Annotated in this window: 13 protein-coding genes; 9 read left to right on the top strand and 4 right to left on the bottom strand. The window is 71.4% G+C overall.

Annotated elements, in window-relative coordinates; genetic code table 11:
- The first annotated feature begins 65 nt into the window (after positions 1-65).
- Complete coding sequence (locus QI633_RS05030; protein WP_141800140.1) at positions 66-248, top strand: DUF5302 domain-containing protein; 183 nt, start codon at positions 66-68, stop codon at positions 246-248.
- 13 nt (positions 249-261) lie between these two features.
- On the opposite strand, the gene QI633_RS05035 is transcribed toward QI633_RS05030, so the two are convergent.
- Entirely contained in the window at positions 262-1449 is a 1188-nt protein-coding gene (locus QI633_RS05035; protein ID WP_141800139.1) for a trypsin-like peptidase domain-containing protein, read from the bottom strand.
- A 328-nt stretch (positions 1450-1777) separates the two neighbouring features.
- Between QI633_RS05035 and QI633_RS05040 the strand changes: the two genes are divergently transcribed.
- On the top strand, positions 1778-2830 hold the full coding sequence (locus tag QI633_RS05040) for a type IV toxin-antitoxin system AbiEi family antitoxin domain-containing protein (protein WP_282428316.1): 1053 nt from the start codon (positions 1778-1780) through the stop codon (positions 2828-2830).
- A gap of 171 nt (positions 2831-3001) precedes the next feature.
- On the opposite strand, the gene QI633_RS05045 is transcribed toward QI633_RS05040, so the two are convergent.
- Positions 3002-4630, bottom strand: a complete 1629-nt coding sequence (locus QI633_RS05045) for a long-chain-fatty-acid--CoA ligase (protein WP_222117910.1) — start codon at positions 4628-4630, stop codon at positions 3002-3004.
- 92 nt (positions 4631-4722) lie between these two features.
- On the opposite strand from QI633_RS05045, the gene QI633_RS05050 reads away from it, so the two are divergent.
- On the top strand, positions 4723-8580 hold the full coding sequence (locus tag QI633_RS05050; RefSeq protein ID WP_282428317.1) for a Pls/PosA family non-ribosomal peptide synthetase: 3858 nt from the start codon (positions 4723-4725) through the stop codon (positions 8578-8580).
- Between the two features lie 11 nt (positions 8581-8591).
- Positions 8592-9899, top strand: coding sequence for a M1 family metallopeptidase (locus QI633_RS05055; RefSeq protein WP_282428318.1), 1308 nt, complete (start codon positions 8592-8594; stop codon positions 9897-9899).
- Here QI633_RS05055 and QI633_RS05060 read toward each other — a convergent pair.
- Together QI633_RS05060 and QI633_RS05065 are read right to left on the bottom strand one after the other, a co-directional pair.
- Complete coding sequence (locus QI633_RS05060) at positions 9896-10420, bottom strand: hypothetical protein (protein WP_282428319.1); 525 nt, start codon at positions 10418-10420, stop codon at positions 9896-9898. The genes QI633_RS05055 and QI633_RS05060 overlap by 4 nt on opposite strands.
- A gap of 174 nt (positions 10421-10594) precedes the next feature.
- A complete protein-coding gene (locus tag QI633_RS05065; protein WP_141800135.1) occupies positions 10595-11884 on the bottom strand; it encodes a citrate synthase in 1290 nt (429 codons plus the stop codon).
- 315 nt (positions 11885-12199) lie between these two features.
- Here QI633_RS05065 and rplM point away from each other — a divergent pair, with 315 nt between their 5' ends.
- The 5 genes from rplM (at position 12200) to QI633_RS05090 (ending at position 16590) form a co-directional block, all read left to right on the top strand.
- Positions 12200-12643, top strand: coding sequence for a 50S ribosomal protein L13 (gene rplM / locus QI633_RS05070; RefSeq protein ID WP_141800134.1), 444 nt, complete (start codon positions 12200-12202; stop codon positions 12641-12643).
- A gap of 38 nt (positions 12644-12681) precedes the next feature.
- Positions 12682-13182 carry a 30S ribosomal protein S9 gene (rpsI, locus tag QI633_RS05075; protein WP_141800133.1) on the top strand — a complete coding sequence of 167 codons (501 nt, stop codon included), beginning with the start codon at positions 12682-12684 and terminating at the stop codon, positions 13180-13182.
- A gap of 100 nt (positions 13183-13282) precedes the next feature.
- Positions 13283-14638, top strand: a complete 1356-nt coding sequence (glmM, locus tag QI633_RS05080; RefSeq protein ID WP_282428320.1) for a phosphoglucosamine mutase — start codon at positions 13283-13285, stop codon at positions 14636-14638.
- 264 nt (positions 14639-14902) lie between these two features.
- The gene (locus QI633_RS05085; RefSeq protein WP_141800131.1) at positions 14903-15802 is read left to right on the top strand and encodes an ATP-binding cassette domain-containing protein; all 900 of its coding nucleotides are present in this window, start codon (positions 14903-14905) and stop codon (positions 15800-15802) included.
- Positions 15799-16590 (top strand): ABC transporter permease, encoded by a 792-nt coding sequence (locus QI633_RS05090; RefSeq protein ID WP_282428321.1) that lies wholly within the window; start codon positions 15799-15801, stop codon positions 16588-16590. The genes QI633_RS05085 and QI633_RS05090 overlap by 4 nt, the downstream gene beginning before the upstream one ends.
- The last annotated feature ends 22 nt before the right edge of the window (positions 16591-16612 follow it).

Below are 16612 nucleotides of genomic sequence, written 5' to 3' on the forward strand. Positions count from 1 at the left end.
CTTGGTTCCGGCGCGCCGGGATGCAACGGTGGGGGTGTCACCCCTCTTGCTGTGGAAGGACGTCCATGACTGCCAACGGTGCGAACGACGATCTCAAGGCGAAGATGCGCGAGGCCCTCGACCGCAAGAACCACAAGGAGCAGGGCGTCCACGCGGACGGGCCGACCAAGGAGAAGGCACACGGCTCCGAGGTCGTCGGCGGCGCTCCGAAGATGCACCGGCGCAAGGCCGGGGGCGGCGGCTCCTAGTGTCGACAGGACACTAGGAGTCCGAGCCGAGCTTGAGCTCGGTCGTGCTCTCCTTGCCGCCCCGCAGGTAGGTCACCTTGACGCTGTCGCCGGGTCGGTAGGAGCGGATCGTCGCGATCAGAGCCTCGCTGCCGTCGATCTGGTGGGAGTCGATCGCGGTGATGACGTCGTCCTGCTTCAGGCCGGCGTCGGCCGCGGCCGAGCCCTTCTCGAGCTGGGCGATGCGGGCGCCGCTGAGCGTGGTGTCGCTCGAGCCCGCCGTACCACCGACGTCGGCGACCTGGATGCCCAGCCGTGCGTGCGTCGGCGTCTCGCCCGACCGGAGCTGGTCGATGATCGGCAGCACCTCGTCGATCGGGATCGCGAAGCCCAGTCCGATCGAGCCCGACTCGGCACCCTGCTGACCCGACGACGTCGACCGGATGGACGCGTTGATGCCGACCAGCTGGCCGTCCATGTTGACCAGCGGGCCGCCACTGTTGCCCGGGTTGATCGCCGCGTCGGTCTGGATGGCGGGGTACGCCGTGGCGTTGCCCTGCGCGTCGCGGGCGACCTCGACAGGGCGGTCGAGCGCGCTGACGATGCCGCTGGTGACCGTAGCGTCCAGGCCGAAGGGCGACCCGATCGCGACGACCTGCTCGCCCACGTCGAGGTTGCTCGACTTGCCGATGGTGATCGGCTTCAGGTCGGCGACGCCCTCGACCTTGACCAGCGCGGTGTCGGTCAGCGGGTCGGTGCCGACGACGGTGGCGCGCACCTTCTTGCCGTTGTTGAACGACACGGTCACCTCGGCCTGGTCGGCCGGGATCTCCCCGCCGAGGGTCACCACGTGGTCGTTGGTGAGGATCAGGCCCTCCGTGTCGAGCACGACACCCGACCCGCTGCCCGCCGCCCCGCCGCCGCTGACGTCGAGCGCCACCACGGACGGCAGTACGGCGGCAGCGACCGCCTCCACGCTGCCCGACGCCGGCTTGGGGTTGCCGTTGTCGACCACCGAGAGGGGTGTGTTGCCGGAACCACCGGAGCCGCCCGACGCGCTGTCGTAGATCGCCGCCGTGGCGACCCCGGCCCCGCCACCGACCACCAGGGCACCGGTCAGCACCGCCACCGCGAACCCGGCCCGGCGGGGACGCCGCTGTGGGGACGGCGTCGGTCCGAACGAGGCCGGCGGGAACGGAGGCGGCGGCGGGAACTGGGTCATGCCCCCATCGTGGTGAGTGTCCCTGTGATCCGGCTGAGGACGGGGTGAGGACTTGCCCTGAGAGGCTGGTCGGGCGGGCGTGGCGGCCGGGACAAGTAACACGCTGTCCATCTGTCTACCGGGCGGTTCTCAGCTGAAATGGCATCGATTCGGGTCCGATTCTGCTGACTTGCGCCGACCAGTCGGGTGGACGGCGTGTTACTTCGGCGGGCTCACGCGCCCCAGGACGTGTCCTCGAGCGTCCACAGGGGCCGCTCGGCAGGGGCTCCCTCCACAGGGCGGCGAGGTTCGGCGCGGATGGCCGCGGGTGGCGCTGATCCTCGTCTCCATGAACGCTCGGGTAGTGGCGCTGATGAGCGCGCAAGGAGGACTGGTCACGAGACGCCAGGCGATGGAGGCGGGGATGGCCGGTCACCAGATCGACGGCCTGCTCCGGTCGGGCTCGTGGGTCACGGTGCGGCGCGGCGTCTATGCCGAGAAGGCGTACGTCGACGCGCTCACCACGGACGTCCAGCGTCGGGTGCTCGCCGACCGTGCCGCGAGCCTGCGCGTCGATGCCCCGCACGTCCTGTCCCACCACTCCTCGGCCCACCTCCAGCAGTTGGAGGTCCTCCACGAGCGAAAGCCGATCACGCACGTCGGCCGTCCCGGCATCGTCGGCTCCCACCTGCGCCACGGAGTGAAGCACCACCTGGCGCCGTACCGGGGCGAACAGGTGGTGCTTGTCGACGGCTTTCCTGCCCTCGACCTGGCGCGGACCAGTCTCGACATCGCCCGCGAGCACGGCTACCTCCAGGGCCTCGTTGCCGCTGACTCCGCGCTCCGGGCGGGCGCGACGCGGGTGGACCTCTCGGTGGCGGCCGCCGCGATGAGGCACTGGCCATATGTCACCGTGGTCGACGACGTCGTCGCGTCGACGTCGCCGCTGACCGACTCTGTCGCCGAGACCCTCGGGAGGGACTTCGTGTCCGAGCTCGGGTACGGCGTTCCGCAGCCCCAGTTCGGGTTGACCGCGGACGGTCGCACGGCATGGTGCGATCTTCGTCTGGGCCGGCACTTCTTCGAGATCGACAGCAAGCTGAAGCTGCGGCCTGCCCATGCCGGCGGTCTGTCGTTGAAGCCACCCGAGGAGACGCTCTGGGACGAGAAGCTCCGCCAGGACTTCGTGACCGGCTTCAAGACCGGCGTGTCACGGCTGACCTGGAACGACTTCTTCGGCCGCGGGCGCACCACCGCCCTCGAGCGCTGTCGGCGCGAGTTCCTCGACACCTGCTCCCGGTTCGGTACGGACGTCTCCGACCTCGCGCAGTTCCGACCTCGTGGTCCCAAACCGCGGGTCGTCGTACAGCGCGGGCCGGTCCTTCCGCGCTGGTCGCCGTGAGCGTCGCTGTGCGGATGTAAGTAACACGCTGTCCATGCGACTACCCGGCGGTTGTCAGCAGAAATCGGCCAGAAATCGGCATTTTCCTGCTGACAAGCGCCGATCAGTCAGGAGGACAGCGTGTTACAGCGCGAGGAGCGGGGCGCAGGGCGCGCGGAACGAGCAGCGCTCTCAGACCTGCCGCTCCTGCTCCTCCCAGTACGGCTTGCGCAGTTCGCGCTTGAGGATCTTGCCGGTGGGGTTGCGTGGCAGCGCGGTGATGATGTCGACCGACTTCGGCGCCTTGTAGTGCGCGAGCCGCTCGCGGGTCCACTCGATCAGCTCGACCTCGGTGGCGTCCGAGCCCTCGCGCAGCGCGACGACGGCCTTGACCGACTCGCCCCACGTCGGATCGGGTACGCCGATCACCGCGACCTCGAGCACGCCCGGGTGCTCGGAGAGGACCCGCTCGACCTCGGGGGAGTACACGTTCTCGCCGCCGGTGATGATCATGTCCTTGAGCCGGTCGGAGACGAAGACGTAGCCGTCCTCGTCGACGTGACCCATGTCGCCGGTGCGGAACCAGCCGTCGTCGGTGATCACCTCGGCGGTGGCCTCCGGCTTGTTGAGGAAGCCCTTCATCAGCTGCGGGGTCTTCAGCCAGATCTCCCCGTGCTCGCCCACTCCCACGTCCGTCAACGACGCAGGGTCGACGATCCGGACCTCGCACTCGGGCAGCGGCTTGCCGGCCGAGACGAGTCGCTCCGGGTGGCCGTCGGCCTCGGCGGTGCGGTGGTCCTCGGGCATCAGGTGGGTGGCGACGCCGGCGACCTCGGTGAGTCCGTAGACCTGGATGAAGTCGGTGTCGGGCCAGGCCTCCATCGCGGCGCGCAGCAGCGGCGGCGGCATCGGCGCGGCGCCGTAGGTGTAGGTCTTGAGCAGCCCGAACAGCTTCACCGCGTCGGGACCCGCCTGGAGCACCTGGGCCAGGACGGCGGGGACGAGGAAGGTGCGGTTGGCGCCGGCCATGATCGCGCCGGCGAGCGAGGCGGCGTCGGGCTCGCGGGTCATCACGCTGGGGATGCCGTCGTGGATGCCGAACAGGACGTACGACGACCCGCCGACGTGGAACAGCGGCATGGCCACCATCGACTTGTCGCCGGGCTCGAATCCCCAGCCGTCGTGGCCGTTGATCGTGTGCCGGACCATGTTGCGGTGGGTGAGCATGACGCCCTTGGGCCGCCCGGTCGTGCCGGAGGAGTACATCACCAGGCACACATCGTCCTCGAGCACGTCGGGACCGTCGTCGCACGGGGTGGACGAGGCGAGGAACTGCTCGTACTCGTCGTCCTCCCCGCCCTCGGGGGTGACCTCGATGATCTTCTGCACGTTCGGCAGCCGGTCGCGGATCGCCGTGATGGTCGGCATCAGCTCGCGGCCGACGAAGAGCACCTTCGCGCCGGAGTCGTTGACGGCGTAGTCGATCTCGTCGCCCGCCGAGCGCCAGTTGATGATCGCGTTGGCGGCGCCGATCGAGCCGGCGGCGAGGCTGATCTCCACGCAGGCCGGGTGGTTCTTGTCGAGGAACGAGACGACGTCACCGCGCGCGATGCCGAGGTCGCGCAGCCCGCCGGCCGCACGGTGGACCCGGTCGTGCCACTCCTTCCACGTCCAGGTGCGGCCGAGGTAGGTCATCGCCTCGGCGTCGGGCGTGGCCTCGGCCCAGTAGTTGAGCCGGTCCTCGACGTAGGTGGGCTCGGGCGGCGTGGCGGGCGGCCAGGCCTTGGTCGGTGGGGTGGTGGACTCCGTCGTCGCGCTCACGTCGCAGATTGTGTCCCACATCACAAACGGGCACAACGGACCACGCATCCGCAGGCCACTTCCCGTTCACCTCCGTCGACGAGGATCGAGAGGTGAACCCCCTGCTCCGCGGCGCCGAAGCACCCGCGTCGCGCACGCTCGTCGACGTCTTCCGGCGTACGGCGGCCGACCACCCCGACGCGATGGCGCTCGACAGCGGCAACGACACGGTCACCTACGCAGAGTTCGCGGAGGCGGCCGAGACCGTGGCGGTCGAGCTCGCGGAGCTCGGGATCGGGGCGGGCGACAAGGTCGGGGTCCGGCTGCCGTCCGGCACGACCGACCTGTACGTCGCGATCATGGGGATCCTCTTCGCCGGCGCGGCCTACGTGCCGGTCGACGCCGACGATCCCGACGAGCGTGCCCGGCTGGTGTTCGGCGAGGCGCAGATCGCCGCGCTGATCGGCGCGGGCCTGGTCATCGAGTCCCGCCGCGAGGGTGCGCCCCGGGCCCGGCGGGACCCGATGCCGCAGGACGACGCGTGGGTGATCTTCACGTCCGGCTCGACCGGCACCCCCAAGGGCGTCGCCGTCACGCACCGCAACGCCGCGGCCTTCGTCGACGCCGAGTCGCTGATGTTCCTGCAGGACGATCCCGTCGGTCCCGCCGACCGGGTGATGGCGGGTCTGAGCGTCGCCTTCGACGCGAGCTGCGAGGAGATGTGGCTCGCCTGGCGGTACGGCGCCTGCCTGGTCCCCGCGCCCCGCGCGCTGGTCCGCAGCGGCGTCGATGTCGGCCCGTGGCTGACCGCCAACGACATCACGATCGTCTCGACCGTCCCGACGCTGGTGAGCCTGTGGCCCGACGACGCCCTGGAGAAGGTGCGGATGGTGATCCTCGGCGGCGAGGCGCTGCCTCCCGAGCTGGCCGTCCGCCTGGTCCGGCCCGGCCGCGAGGTGTGGAACACCTACGGCCCCACCGAGGCCACCGTCGTCGCGTGCGGCGCGCTGGTCGACGCGGACGGCCCGGTGCGGATCGGCCTCCCGCTGGCCGGCTGGGACCTGGTCGTCGTCGATCCTGCGACCGGTGAGCCCGTGGCGGAGGGGGAGCGCGGCGAGCTGATCATCGGCGGCGTCGGCCTGGCCCGCTACCTCGATCCCGCCAAGGACGCCGAGAAGTACGCCCCGATGCCGACGCTCGGCTGGGACCGGGCCTACCGCAGCGGCGACATCGTCGTCAACGACCCGGCCGGCCTGCAGTTCGCCGGCCGCGCCGACGACCAGGTCAAGGTCGGCGGTCGCCGGATCGAGCTCGGCGAGATCGACTCCGCGCTGCTTGCACTGCCCGGCGTGAGCGCGGCGGCGGCCGCCGTACGCCGCACCAGCACGGGCAACCAGCTCCTCGTCGGCTACGTCGCCACCACGGCGGAGTACGACGGCGCCGCGGCCACCGCCCACCTGCGGGCCACCATGCCGGCCGCGCTCGTGCCCCGCCTCGCGGTCGTCGACGACATCGCGACCCGCACCTCCGGCAAGGTCGACAGGGACGCGCTGCCTTGGCCGCTCGCCGCCGCCGACCCCGCCGATGCGGGCCTGCACGGCACCGCCGCCCGGATCGCCGAGGTCTGGCAGAAGGTGATCGGTGCCGCGCCCGACGGCCGGGAGTCGGACTTCTTCGACCTCGGCGGCGGCAGCCTCACCGCCGCTCAGGTGGTGACGCTCCTGCGCAAGGACCACGCCGAGCTGACCGTCGCCGACCTCTACGAGAACCCCACGGTCGACGGGCTGGCCGGCTTCCTCGACTCGCTCGAACCGAGCGCGCTGGCCGAGCAGAGCCGCAAGGTGAAGCCGATCCCGCGCAAGACCCAGGTCGGCCAGGTGCTGGCGATCCCGCTGCTGCGCGCGCTCGCCGCACCCCGGTGGATCGCAGGGATCCTGACCCTCGCCAGGCTCGGCCACGACGTGCTCGACGTCGCCTGGCTGCCGGCCGTGCCGTGGTGGGTGCTGGCGCTGCTGCTCGTCGTGTTCGTCAGCCCGCCGGGGAGGATGTTCCTGGCCGCCAAGCTCGCCCAGGCGGTGCTCGCCGGCGTGAGGCCGGGCGCCTACCCGCGCGGCGGCAAGGTGCACCTGCGGATCTGGACGGCCGAACGGCTGGCCGACGAGCTCGGCGCGACCCGGCTCGCGGGGGCGCCGTACATCACCTGGTACGCGCGCCTGCTGGGCGCCAAGGTGGCCCGCGGCGCCGACCTGCACTCGCTGCCCCCCGTCACCGGCCACCTGACCGTCGGGAAGGGTGCGTCGATCGAGCCGGAGGTCGACCTGACCGGCTACTGGATCGACGGTGACACCCTCCACGTCGGTGGCATCCGGGTCGGGCGCCGCGCCCGGGTCGGCACCCGCTCGATGCTCTGCCCCGGTGCCGTCGTCGGCGACGACGCCGAGGTTGCGCCCGGCTCCGCGGTCTTCGGCGAGGTGCCCACGGGCGAGTTCTGGTCCGGAGCGCCCGCGGTCCGGATGAGCTCAGCGGCCCGCGGCCCGTGGGCCGAGCGTCCGCCGGCGTCGCGCCGCTCGCTGCGCACCTGGGCGATCGCGTACGGCGCCGTGGCGGGTCTGCTGTCCTGCCTGCCGGCGATCGCGGTGCTGGTGGTCGCGGTCCCGGTGCTGCTGCTCGCCGGCGTCGGCACGACCGCCAGCGCCGGCGGCGCGGCCGCCGCGCTGCTGCCCTGGCTGGTGCCCGCGGTACTGGCCGGCGTCGTCGTGCTGGCGCTGCTGATCCTGGCGGCCGTGCGACTCCTCGCGCTCGGAGTCAGGGCCGGCGCGCACCCGCTGCAGAGCCGCCCGGCGTTGTGCGTGTGGTCGACGATCCGGGTGCTCGACGAGGCCCGGACCTGGCTGTTCCCGCTCTACAGCTCACAGCTGACGCCCGGCTGGCTGCGGCTGCTGGGCGCGAGGATCGGCAAGGACGTCGAGGCCTCCACCGCGCTGATGATCCCGTCGCTGGTCAGCGTCAGCGACCAGGCGTTCCTCGCCGACGACACGCTGATCGGCGGCTACGAGCTCGGCGGCGGCTGGCTGCGTGCCGAGCGGGTCAAGGTCGGCAAGCGCGCCTTCGTCGGCAACTCCGCGATGGCAGCCCCTGGCCGGAAGGTGCCGAAGCGCTCGCTGGTCGCGGTCCTCTCCGCAGCCCCGGCCCGTGGCACCGTCAAGGCCGGCGAGTCCTGGCTCGGCAGCCCGCCCGCGCCCCTGCGCCGGGCCGCGCAGGGCTCCGCCGACGAGCGCACCTACGCCCCGCCGGCCCGGCTCAAGGTCGCGCGCGCGTGCTGGGAGGTCGCCCGGCTGCTGCCCGTCACGCTGGCCGTGGCCCTGCACCTCGCCGTGGTGCTGGGGACCCTCGCCGTGTGGGACCGGCACGGGGCGCTGGCCGGCGTGGTCGTCGTACCGCTGCTGTTGTGGGCCGCCGGCCTCGTCGCCGGCGTCGTGGCGATCCTCGCCAAGTGGCTGCTGGTCGGCCGGGTGCGGGCCGGCTCGCACCCGTTGTGGAGCTCCTTCGTGTGGCGCAACGAGCTCGCCGACACCTTCGTCGAGGTGGTCGCGACCCCGTGGTTCGCAGGTCTTGCCACCGGATCGCCGCTGATCGCCGTGTGGTTCAAGGCGATGGGTGCCAAGGTCGGCCGCGGCGTGTGGTGCGAGTCGTACTGGCTGCCCGAGCCCGACCTCGTCGAGCTCGGCGACGGCGCCACCGTCAACCAGGGCAGCGTCGTGCAGACCCACCTGTTCCACGACCGGCTGCTCGCCACCGACACGGTCCGGCTGCACCGCGGCGCCACCGTCGGCCCCAACTCCGTGGTGCTGCCTGCCGCGTCGTTGGGCAGGCACGCTACGGTCGGCCCGGTGTCGTTGGTGATGAGGGGGGAGTCCGTGCCGGACAAGACGCGCTGGATCGGCAACCCCATCGGTCCGTGGGCCGACTGAGGTCGTTGCTCGTGCCCCACCTGCCCACCGCCGACCCGTACCTGCCCGGCCACGGCGACCCGTCGTACGCCGTGCGGCACTACGACCTCGACCTGGTCTACGTCCCCGACGGCAACCGCCTCAATGGCACCGCGGTGCTCGACCTCGTCGTACGCGAGCAGACCGCTCGCCTGGTGCTCGACCTCGCGCACCTGCGGGCCTCGAAGGTGCGGCTCGAGGGCGGCCGGGTCAAGAAGTGGACGGGCCGCGACCACCGGCTCGTGCTGCAGCTCGACCGCCCGGTCGCCGCAGGCGCGTCCTTGCGGCTGACGATCGTGTACGGCGGTTCGCCGAAGCCGGTGATCGACAAGTACCACGGCGACGCCGGCTGGGAGGAGCTCGAGGACGGGGTGATCGTGGCCGCCCAGCCGCACGGCGCGCCGACCTGGTTCCCGTGCAACGACCGGCCCGACGACAAGGGGACGTACCGGCTCACCCTGGCCGCGCCCACCGGCTACACGGTGGTCGCCAACGGCACCCTCGTCGCCCACCAGCGCCGCGCGAGCCTGGAGAGCTGGACCTGGGCGATGGACCGGCCGATGGCCACCTACCTCGCGACCGTCCAGATCGGCCGCTACGAGACGACCGAGCACGACGCCCGCACCCGCACCATCGGGCCGCCGGACGCCGACCTGGTCGACTCCTTCGACCAGCAGCCCGCGATGCTCGCCTTCTTCGAGCGCGTCTTCGGGCCGTATCCGTTCGACTCGTACGCGGCCGTGATCACCGACGACGACCTCGAGATCCCCCTCGAGAGCCAGAGCCTGTCGACCTTCGGGCGCAACTTCTGCTCCTCCGACTGGTCGCAGGTCCGGCTGATCGCCCACGAGCTCGCCCACCAGTGGTACGGCAACGCCGTCACCCTGCGCCGCTGGCAGGACATCTGGCTGCACGAGGGATTCGCCTGCTACGCCGAGTGGCTGTGGTCGGAGGAGAGCGGCGGCCCACGCACCTGCGACGGGTGGGCCCGCCACCACCACGAGCGCCTCGCCGACCTCGACCAGGACCTGCTGCTCGCCGACCCCGGCCCGGAGCTGATGTTCGACGACCGCGTCTACAAGCGCGGCGCCCTCGCCCTCCATGCCCTGCGCATCGCCGTCGGCGACGACGCGTTCTTCGCCGTGCTGCGCGACTGGGCCTCCTCGCGGGCGGGGGAGTCGGTCACCACCGGCGACTTCCTCGACTTCGCGTCCGCGCACACGGGTGCGGACGTCGCGGCGGTGCTGCGGCCGTGGCTGTACGACGCCGCGCTGCCGCCGTACCCGCAACGACAGGGCTAGGCCCGCCGCAGCCGCAGGACGTGGTCCCTGCCGTTCGAGGTCACGCGGGTGCGCCCGCGCTCGACCCGTACTCGGTTGTGAGTGCCGCGCACGACGAGACGGTCGAGGCGCTTGAAGACGGCTCGAGTGAACTGGTCGCGCAGCACGACGCGGCGAGTCGGGCCCAGCCTCAGCTTGTTGCAGCAGCCGCGATCGGTCGCCACGGAGCCGACCCGGCCTGACACCTCGATGGTGCTCCCGGTGCTCGAGATCACCAGCCTGCCCACCGTGTCCGCCATCACCAGGTTGTCGTCGCTGAGGACGAACAACCGCTCGGCGGACTCGAGGTAGACCTTCGCGTACTTGTACTGGACGTAGACGTCACCGCACTTCCCGCGGAGGAGGTACTGCCCCCAAGCCAGGTTGAGGTGGACAGGTCCGGTCGAGCAGTCGACCTCGACGAGCCCGCCGGTCGGGAGCGGCGGCATCGCAGCAGCCGGCTCGGCGGAGGACGCTCCGGCGAGCACGATCCCGCTGCTCATGAGCGCCAGGCAGAGGGCTAGCGTCCTGCGACGGCGGGAGGGGCGGTGGACCATACCGTGAACTATCGGGCCGTGAGCGGCTCGACGGCAAGGACCTGCGATGTCGGCAAATGCGAACGACCCCGGTCACCAGGTGACCGGGGTCGAGACGAGCCTCGAGGAGACAGGCGGGGATCAGGCCCAGCGCTCCTCGGCGGGAACGAAGGTCAGGCCGCGGTCGCCGGTGTAGATCTGCTTCGGGCGAGCGATCTTCTGCTCCTTGTCGCCGGTCAGCTCCAGCCACTGCGCGAGCCAGCCGGGGGTGCGGCCGATCGCGAACAGGACCGTGAACATCTCGGGCGGGAACTCGAGCGCCTCGTAGATCAGGCCCGAGTAGAAGTCGACGTTGGGGTAGAGCTTGCGCTTGATGAAGTACTCGTCCTCCAGCGCGATCCGCTCCAGCTCCTTGGCGACCGAGAGCAGCGGGTTGACCCCGGTGACCTCGAAGACGTCGTCACAGGCCTTCTTGATGATCTTGGCGCGCGGGTCGAAGTTCTTGTAGACCCGGTGGCCGAAGCCCATCAGCCGCTCTTCGCCGTTCTTGACACCCTCGATGAAGGCGGGGATGTTCTCGACGGTCCCGATCCGGCGCAGCATCTTGAGAACGGCCTCGTTGGCGCCGCCATGCAGCGGACCGTAGAGCGCACCGATGCCGGCGGCGACGGCCGAGTAGGGGTCGACCTGCGAGGAGCCGACCGAGCGGACGGCATTGGTGGAGCAGTTCTGCTCGTGGTCGGCGTGAAGGATGAACAGCGTGTCGAGCGCCTTGACGATGCGCGGGTCGCCGGCGTACTTCGTCTCGCTCATCTTGAAGAGCATCGAGAGGAAGTTCTCGGCGTACGACAGCTCGTTGTCCGGGTAGACGTAGGGCTTGCCCTGCGCGTGGCGGAAGGCCCAGGCGCCGAGGGTCGGCATCTTGGCGATCATCCGGACGATCTGGATGTGGCGGTTGTCGGGGTCCTCGATGCGGGCCGACTCCGGGTAGAACGTCGAGAGGGCCCCCACCGACGCCATCAGCATCCCCATCGGGTGCGCGTCGTAGCGGAAGCCCTCCATGAAGCCCTTCACGTTCTCGTGCACGAACGTGTGGTAGGTGATCTCGTGCACCCAGGTGTCGTACTGCTCCTTGGTGGGCAGCTCGCCGTGGATGAGGAGGTAGGCCACCTCGAGGAAGTTCGACTTCTCGGCGAGCTGCTCGATCGGGTACCCGCGGTACTCGAGGATGCCCTTGTCGCCGTCGATGTAGGTGATGGCGCTGCGGCAGGAGGCCGTGTTCACGAAGCCCGGGTCGTAGGTCGCGATGCCCGGCTCGTCGTCGTTGAGCTTGATCTGCCCGAGGTCGGCGGCCTTGATGGTGCCGTCGGTGATCGGGATCTCGTACTCCGCGCCGGTGCGGTTGTCGCGTACGGTGAGAGAGTCAGTCACCCTTGCAACCTAGTCGCCCACGACACGGAGCCAAAAGGCGGTGTCCCGAAGCGTGGTTCCGGGGGTCCGGGATTTGGCCGTCGGCGACGAGGCACCGTAGCCTTGCAGGTCGCGTCTTCTGCCGCTTCGTACGCCGCCCCCAGGGTCGGCCGTCGGGGCAGACCCGGATCGCTCATGGATCGTCGAGAGACGAGCGTGCGTGGGCCGGGCTGAGTTCGTCAGGAGACGTCGCCCGAGCGGTCCACACCGGCCCGTGACGGCAACCCGGGCGGCGACCGTCGTGCGGGCAACGAACTAGCAAGGAGGGTACGCATCATGCGCACCTACGCTCCGAAGCCCGGCGACGTCGAGCGCGCCTGGCTCGTGATCGACGCGACCGACGTCGTCCTCGGTCGCCTGGCTGTCACCGCCGCCAACCTGCTGCGCGGCAAGCACAAGGCGATCTTCGCTCCGAACGCCGACACCGGTGACTACGTCATCGTCATCAACGCCGACAAGGTCGCCCTGTCCGGCAACAAGCGTGCCGACAAGATGGTCTACCGCCACTCGGGCTTCCCGGGCGGCCTGACCGCGACCCCGATCGGCGAGGTCCTCGACAAGGACGCCCGCAAGGCCGTCGAGAAGGCCGTGTGGGGCATGCTGCCGAAGAACCGTCTCGGCCGGCAGATGATCAAGAAGCTGAAGGTCTACAGCGGCCCGGCTCACCCCCACCAGGCCCAGAAGGCCGTCCCCTACGAGATCTCCCAGATCTCCCAGTGACTTCTCGACAGATCTGAACGGACTGAGGACTTTTCATCGTGACTGAGAACACCACCGAGGTCGAGGAGACCTTCGAGACCGACGAGCAGGGTGTCGCCTACACCAGCGAGACCTCCCCGTCGGCCGTCGCCGACAACCGGCCCGTGACCGTCGCCCCCGGCGCGGCCACCGGTCGCCGCAAGGAGGCCGTCGCCCGCGTGCGCATCGTCCCCGGCACCGGCACCTGGACCATCAACGGTCGGACCATCGAGGACTACTTCCCCAACAAGCTGCACCAGCAGGTCGTCAACGAGCCGTTCGCGGCTCTCGGCCTCGAGGGCCGCTTCGACGTGATCGCCCGCATCCACGGCGGCGGCATCACCGGTCAGGCCGGCGCCCTGCGCCTCGGCGTGGCTCGCTCCCTCAACGGGATCGACCTCGAGGCCTACCGCCCGACGCTGAAGAAGGCCGGTCTGCTGACCCGCGACGCCCGTGCGACCGAGCGCAAGAAGGCCGGTCTCAAGAAGGCCCGCAAGGCTCCGCAGTACAGCAAGCGCTGATCTCCCCGGAGATCTCACGACAGGGCCACGCACCGCAGCCGCGGTCCGTGGCCCTGTCGGCATTTCACCGCACCACCGAGCATCCGCAGAGGGAGAGCACGTGCCGCGCATCTTCGGGACCGACGGCGTCCGTGGCCTGGCCAACGACAAGCTGACCGCCGAACTGGCCGTCGACCTCGGCAGCGCCGCGGCCCGGGTGCTCGTCGAGCACGGCGGCTACAGCCGCCCCCGCCCGCTCGCCGTCGTCGGTCGGGACACCCGGATCTCCGGGCAGTTCCTCGAGCACGCGGTCGTCGCGGGCCTCGCCTCCGCCGGGGTCGACGTGCTGCGCCTGCGGGTGCTGCCGACCCCCGGCGTCGCCTACTTCACCGACGCCCTCGGCGCCGACGTCGGCGTCGTCATCAGCGCCTCGCACAACCCGATGCCCGACAACGGCATCAAGTTCCTCGCCCGCGGCGGCGTCAAGCTCGACGACGCGCTCGAGCGCGAGATCGAGGCGCTGCTCGGCCAGGACTGGGACCGGCCGACCGGTGCGTCGGTGGGCCGCGTGACGCCGTACGGACCGACCGTCAAGGAGTACGTCGACCACCTGGTCCGCACCCTCGACGCCCCGATGGGCAAGCCGCTCGCCGGGCTCAAGCTGGTCCTCGACTGCGCCCACGGCGCGGCCAGCGAGGTCGGGCCCCGTGCCCTGAGCGCGGCCGGCGCCGACGTGGTCACCATCGGCGCCTCGCCCGACGGCCTCAACATCAACGACGGCTGCGGCTCCACCCACCTCGAGCCGCTGCGCAAGGCCGTGCTCGACCACGGCGCCGACGCCGGCTTCGCGGTCGACGGCGACGCCGACCGGTGCCTGGCCGTCGACCACACCGGCGAGGTCGTCGACGGCGACCAGATCATGGGCATCCTCGCGCTCGCGCTGCGCGAGTCCGGCGGCCTGGTCGACGACACCCTGGTCGCCACCGTGATGAGCAATCTCGGCCTGCTGCAGGCCATGGAGCAGGCCGGCGTCACCGTCGTGCAGACCGCTGTCGGCGACCGCTACGTCCTCGACGAGATGCGCCGCGGCGGCTTCAGCCTCGGCGGTGAGCAGTCCGGCCACGTCATCATGCGCGAGCACGCCACCACCGGCGACGGCATCCTCACCGCCCTCCACGTCGCCCGCCGGATGGCCACCACCGGCCGCTCGCTGCGCGAGCTCGCGGGCGTGATGACCCGCCTCCCGCAGGTCCTGGTCAACGTCGCCGGCGTCGACCGCACCCGAACCGACGACCCGGCCCTGCTCGAGGCCGTGGCCGGCGCCGAGGCCGAGCTCGGCAGCACCGGCCGGGTGCTGCTGCGTCCCTCCGGCACCGAGCCGCTCGTCAGGGTGATGGTCGAGGCGCCCACCGCCGAGCAGGCCGACGGTGTCGCGCAGCGGCTCGCGGACGTCGTACGCGAGCGCCTGGCGCTGTGACCCCCGGTCGCCCTTGTAACTACGTGTTACAGCGCGATTCTTGGTGCCAGAGCACCCGGGCGGATGTCGTAGCACCGAGGTAGGCGTCGTCCGACCGGTCGAGCGCGCTGCCATGCCCGGCGACCTGTCCTGGGCCGAATGTTGGGCATCCACCCGGGTGCTGTGGCTACTACCCGGGCGTTGTTGCGCCGGTTCTGCGCACGTAACACGTAGTTACAAGCGGCCGCCGGTCATGGCCGACCACCGGGCTGGCAAGGTGTCACCATGAGCGCCCCCACGCTGGCGATCGACGGCCTCACCAAGCAGTTCGGTGCGGTCCGGGCGGTCGACGACCTGACGTTCACCGTGCGTCCCGGTGCGGTCACCGGCTTCCTCGGCCCCAACGGCGCCGGTAAGACGACCACGCTGCGCATGCTCCTCGGCCTGACCCGGCCGAGCGCGGGCCGCGCGCTGGTCGGTGAGCGGGAGTACGCCGCGCACGCCCAGCCCGGTCGCGTCGTCGGCGCCGCGCTCGAGGCCTCCAGCTTCCACCCCGGGCGCACCGGGCTCGCGCACCTGGAGGTGTTCGCGCCCCAGGTCGGCGTCTCCCGGACCCGCTGCCGCCAGGTGCTCGAGGCGGTCGGGCTCGACCACGCCGCGAAGCAGCGGGTCGGGCGCTACTCCCTCGGCATGCGGCAGCGGCTGGGCCTGGCGACCGCACTGCTCGCCGACCCGCCGGTCATCGTCCTCGACGAGCCGACGAACGGCCTCGATCCCGAGGGCATCGTGTGGATCCGCCGGCTGCTGCGGCAGTTCGCCGACGAGGGCCGCACGGTCCTGGTCTCCAGCCACCTGCTCCGCGAGGTCGAGGCCAGCGTCGACGAGGTCGTGATCATCGCGCAGGGCCGGCTCCGCCACGCCTCCTCGCTCGCCGAGCTGCGCACCCGGGCCACCCCGGCGGCGTACGTCGTCGCGCCGCGGCCCGACGCTCTCACCGCTCTGGCCGCCGAGCGCGGGTGGAGCGCGACGCCCGACGGCGACGGCCTCGTCGTCGACGGCGCGACCGCGGCCGAGGTCGGCGCTGCCGCCCACGCGGCCGGCCTCGAGCTCCACGAGCTGGTCCGGCGCGACGTCGACCTGGAGGCGCTCTTCTTCGAGCTCACCCGGGCGGAGGCTGACCGATGAGGGCCGCGCTGCTGGCGGAGTACCGCAAGCTCGTCTCCACCAGGATCTGGTGGCTGCTGCTGGTCGTGATGGTCGCCTACCTGCTCTTCATCGGCGCCGCCGTCTCGGCGTCCTTCGTCTTCGTGCCCGACGGGGCCGAGCCGCCCCTGGTCGGCGAGGACGCCGCCCGGGCGACGTACTCCCTGGTCAACGGCGTCGGCTACGTCTTCCCGCTGGTCATCGGCAGCCTGGCGATGACCACCGAGTTCCGGCACAAGACGATCACGCAGAGCCTGCTCGTCGAGCCGGACCGCACCCGGTTCCTGATCGCCAAGCTGCTCTCCGTGGTCCCGATCGGGCTCGCCGCCGGCGTAGTCGGCCAGCTCGCGGTGGTCGCCGGTGGCGCGCCGCTGCTCGCGGCGCAGGGCGACGGCGCCTTCCTCGGCGACGGCGACGTGATCGCCGGCCTGCTGCTCGGCGTGGTCGTCGTCGCGCTGTGGGCCGTGATCGGCGTCGCGGTCGGCAGCGTGCTGTCCAACCAGGTCGCGGCGATCGTCGTGATCCTCGCCTTCACCCAGTTCGTCGAGCCGATCGTGCGGGTCGGGCTCGGCCAGGTCGACTCGCTCGCCGGCGTCGCCGCCTACCTGCCGGGCGGCGCCGCGGACTCCCTCATCGGCGCGTCCTTCCTCGGCAGCGCCGGCACCGTCGACCTGCTGCCGCGGTGGGCCGCGGTCCTGGTGCTGCTGGCGTACGCCGGCGGGTTCGCCGTGCTCGGCAGGCTGACCACGCTGCGTCGCGACATCGGCTGACCGGAGGCGGCATCGCCACTAG

Origin of the sequence: Nocardioides sp. QY071, assembly GCF_029961765.1 — a bacterium.
Lineage (GTDB): Bacteria > Actinomycetota > Actinomycetes > Propionibacteriales > Nocardioidaceae > Nocardioides.

Coding starts and splice junctions, on each gene's coding strand:
- QI633_RS05085 (WP_141800131.1), top strand. CDS start 14,903: ATGAGCGCCCCCACGCTGGCGATCGACGGCCTCACCAAGCAGTTCGGT.
- QI633_RS05060 (WP_282428319.1), bottom strand. CDS start 10,420: ATGAGCAGCGGGATCGTGCTCGCCGGAGCGTCCTCCGCCGAGCCGGCT.
- QI633_RS05030 (WP_141800140.1), top strand. CDS start 66: ATGACTGCCAACGGTGCGAACGACGATCTCAAGGCGAAGATGCGCGAG.
- QI633_RS05090 (WP_282428321.1), top strand. CDS start 15,799: ATGAGGGCCGCGCTGCTGGCGGAGTACCGCAAGCTCGTCTCCACCAGG.
- rplM (WP_141800134.1), top strand. CDS start 12,200: ATGCGCACCTACGCTCCGAAGCCCGGCGACGTCGAGCGCGCCTGGCTC.
- QI633_RS05040 (WP_282428316.1), top strand. CDS start 1,778: ATGAACGCTCGGGTAGTGGCGCTGATGAGCGCGCAAGGAGGACTGGTC.
- QI633_RS05035 (WP_141800139.1), bottom strand. CDS start 1,449: ATGACCCAGTTCCCGCCGCCGCCTCCGTTCCCGCCGGCCTCGTTCGGA.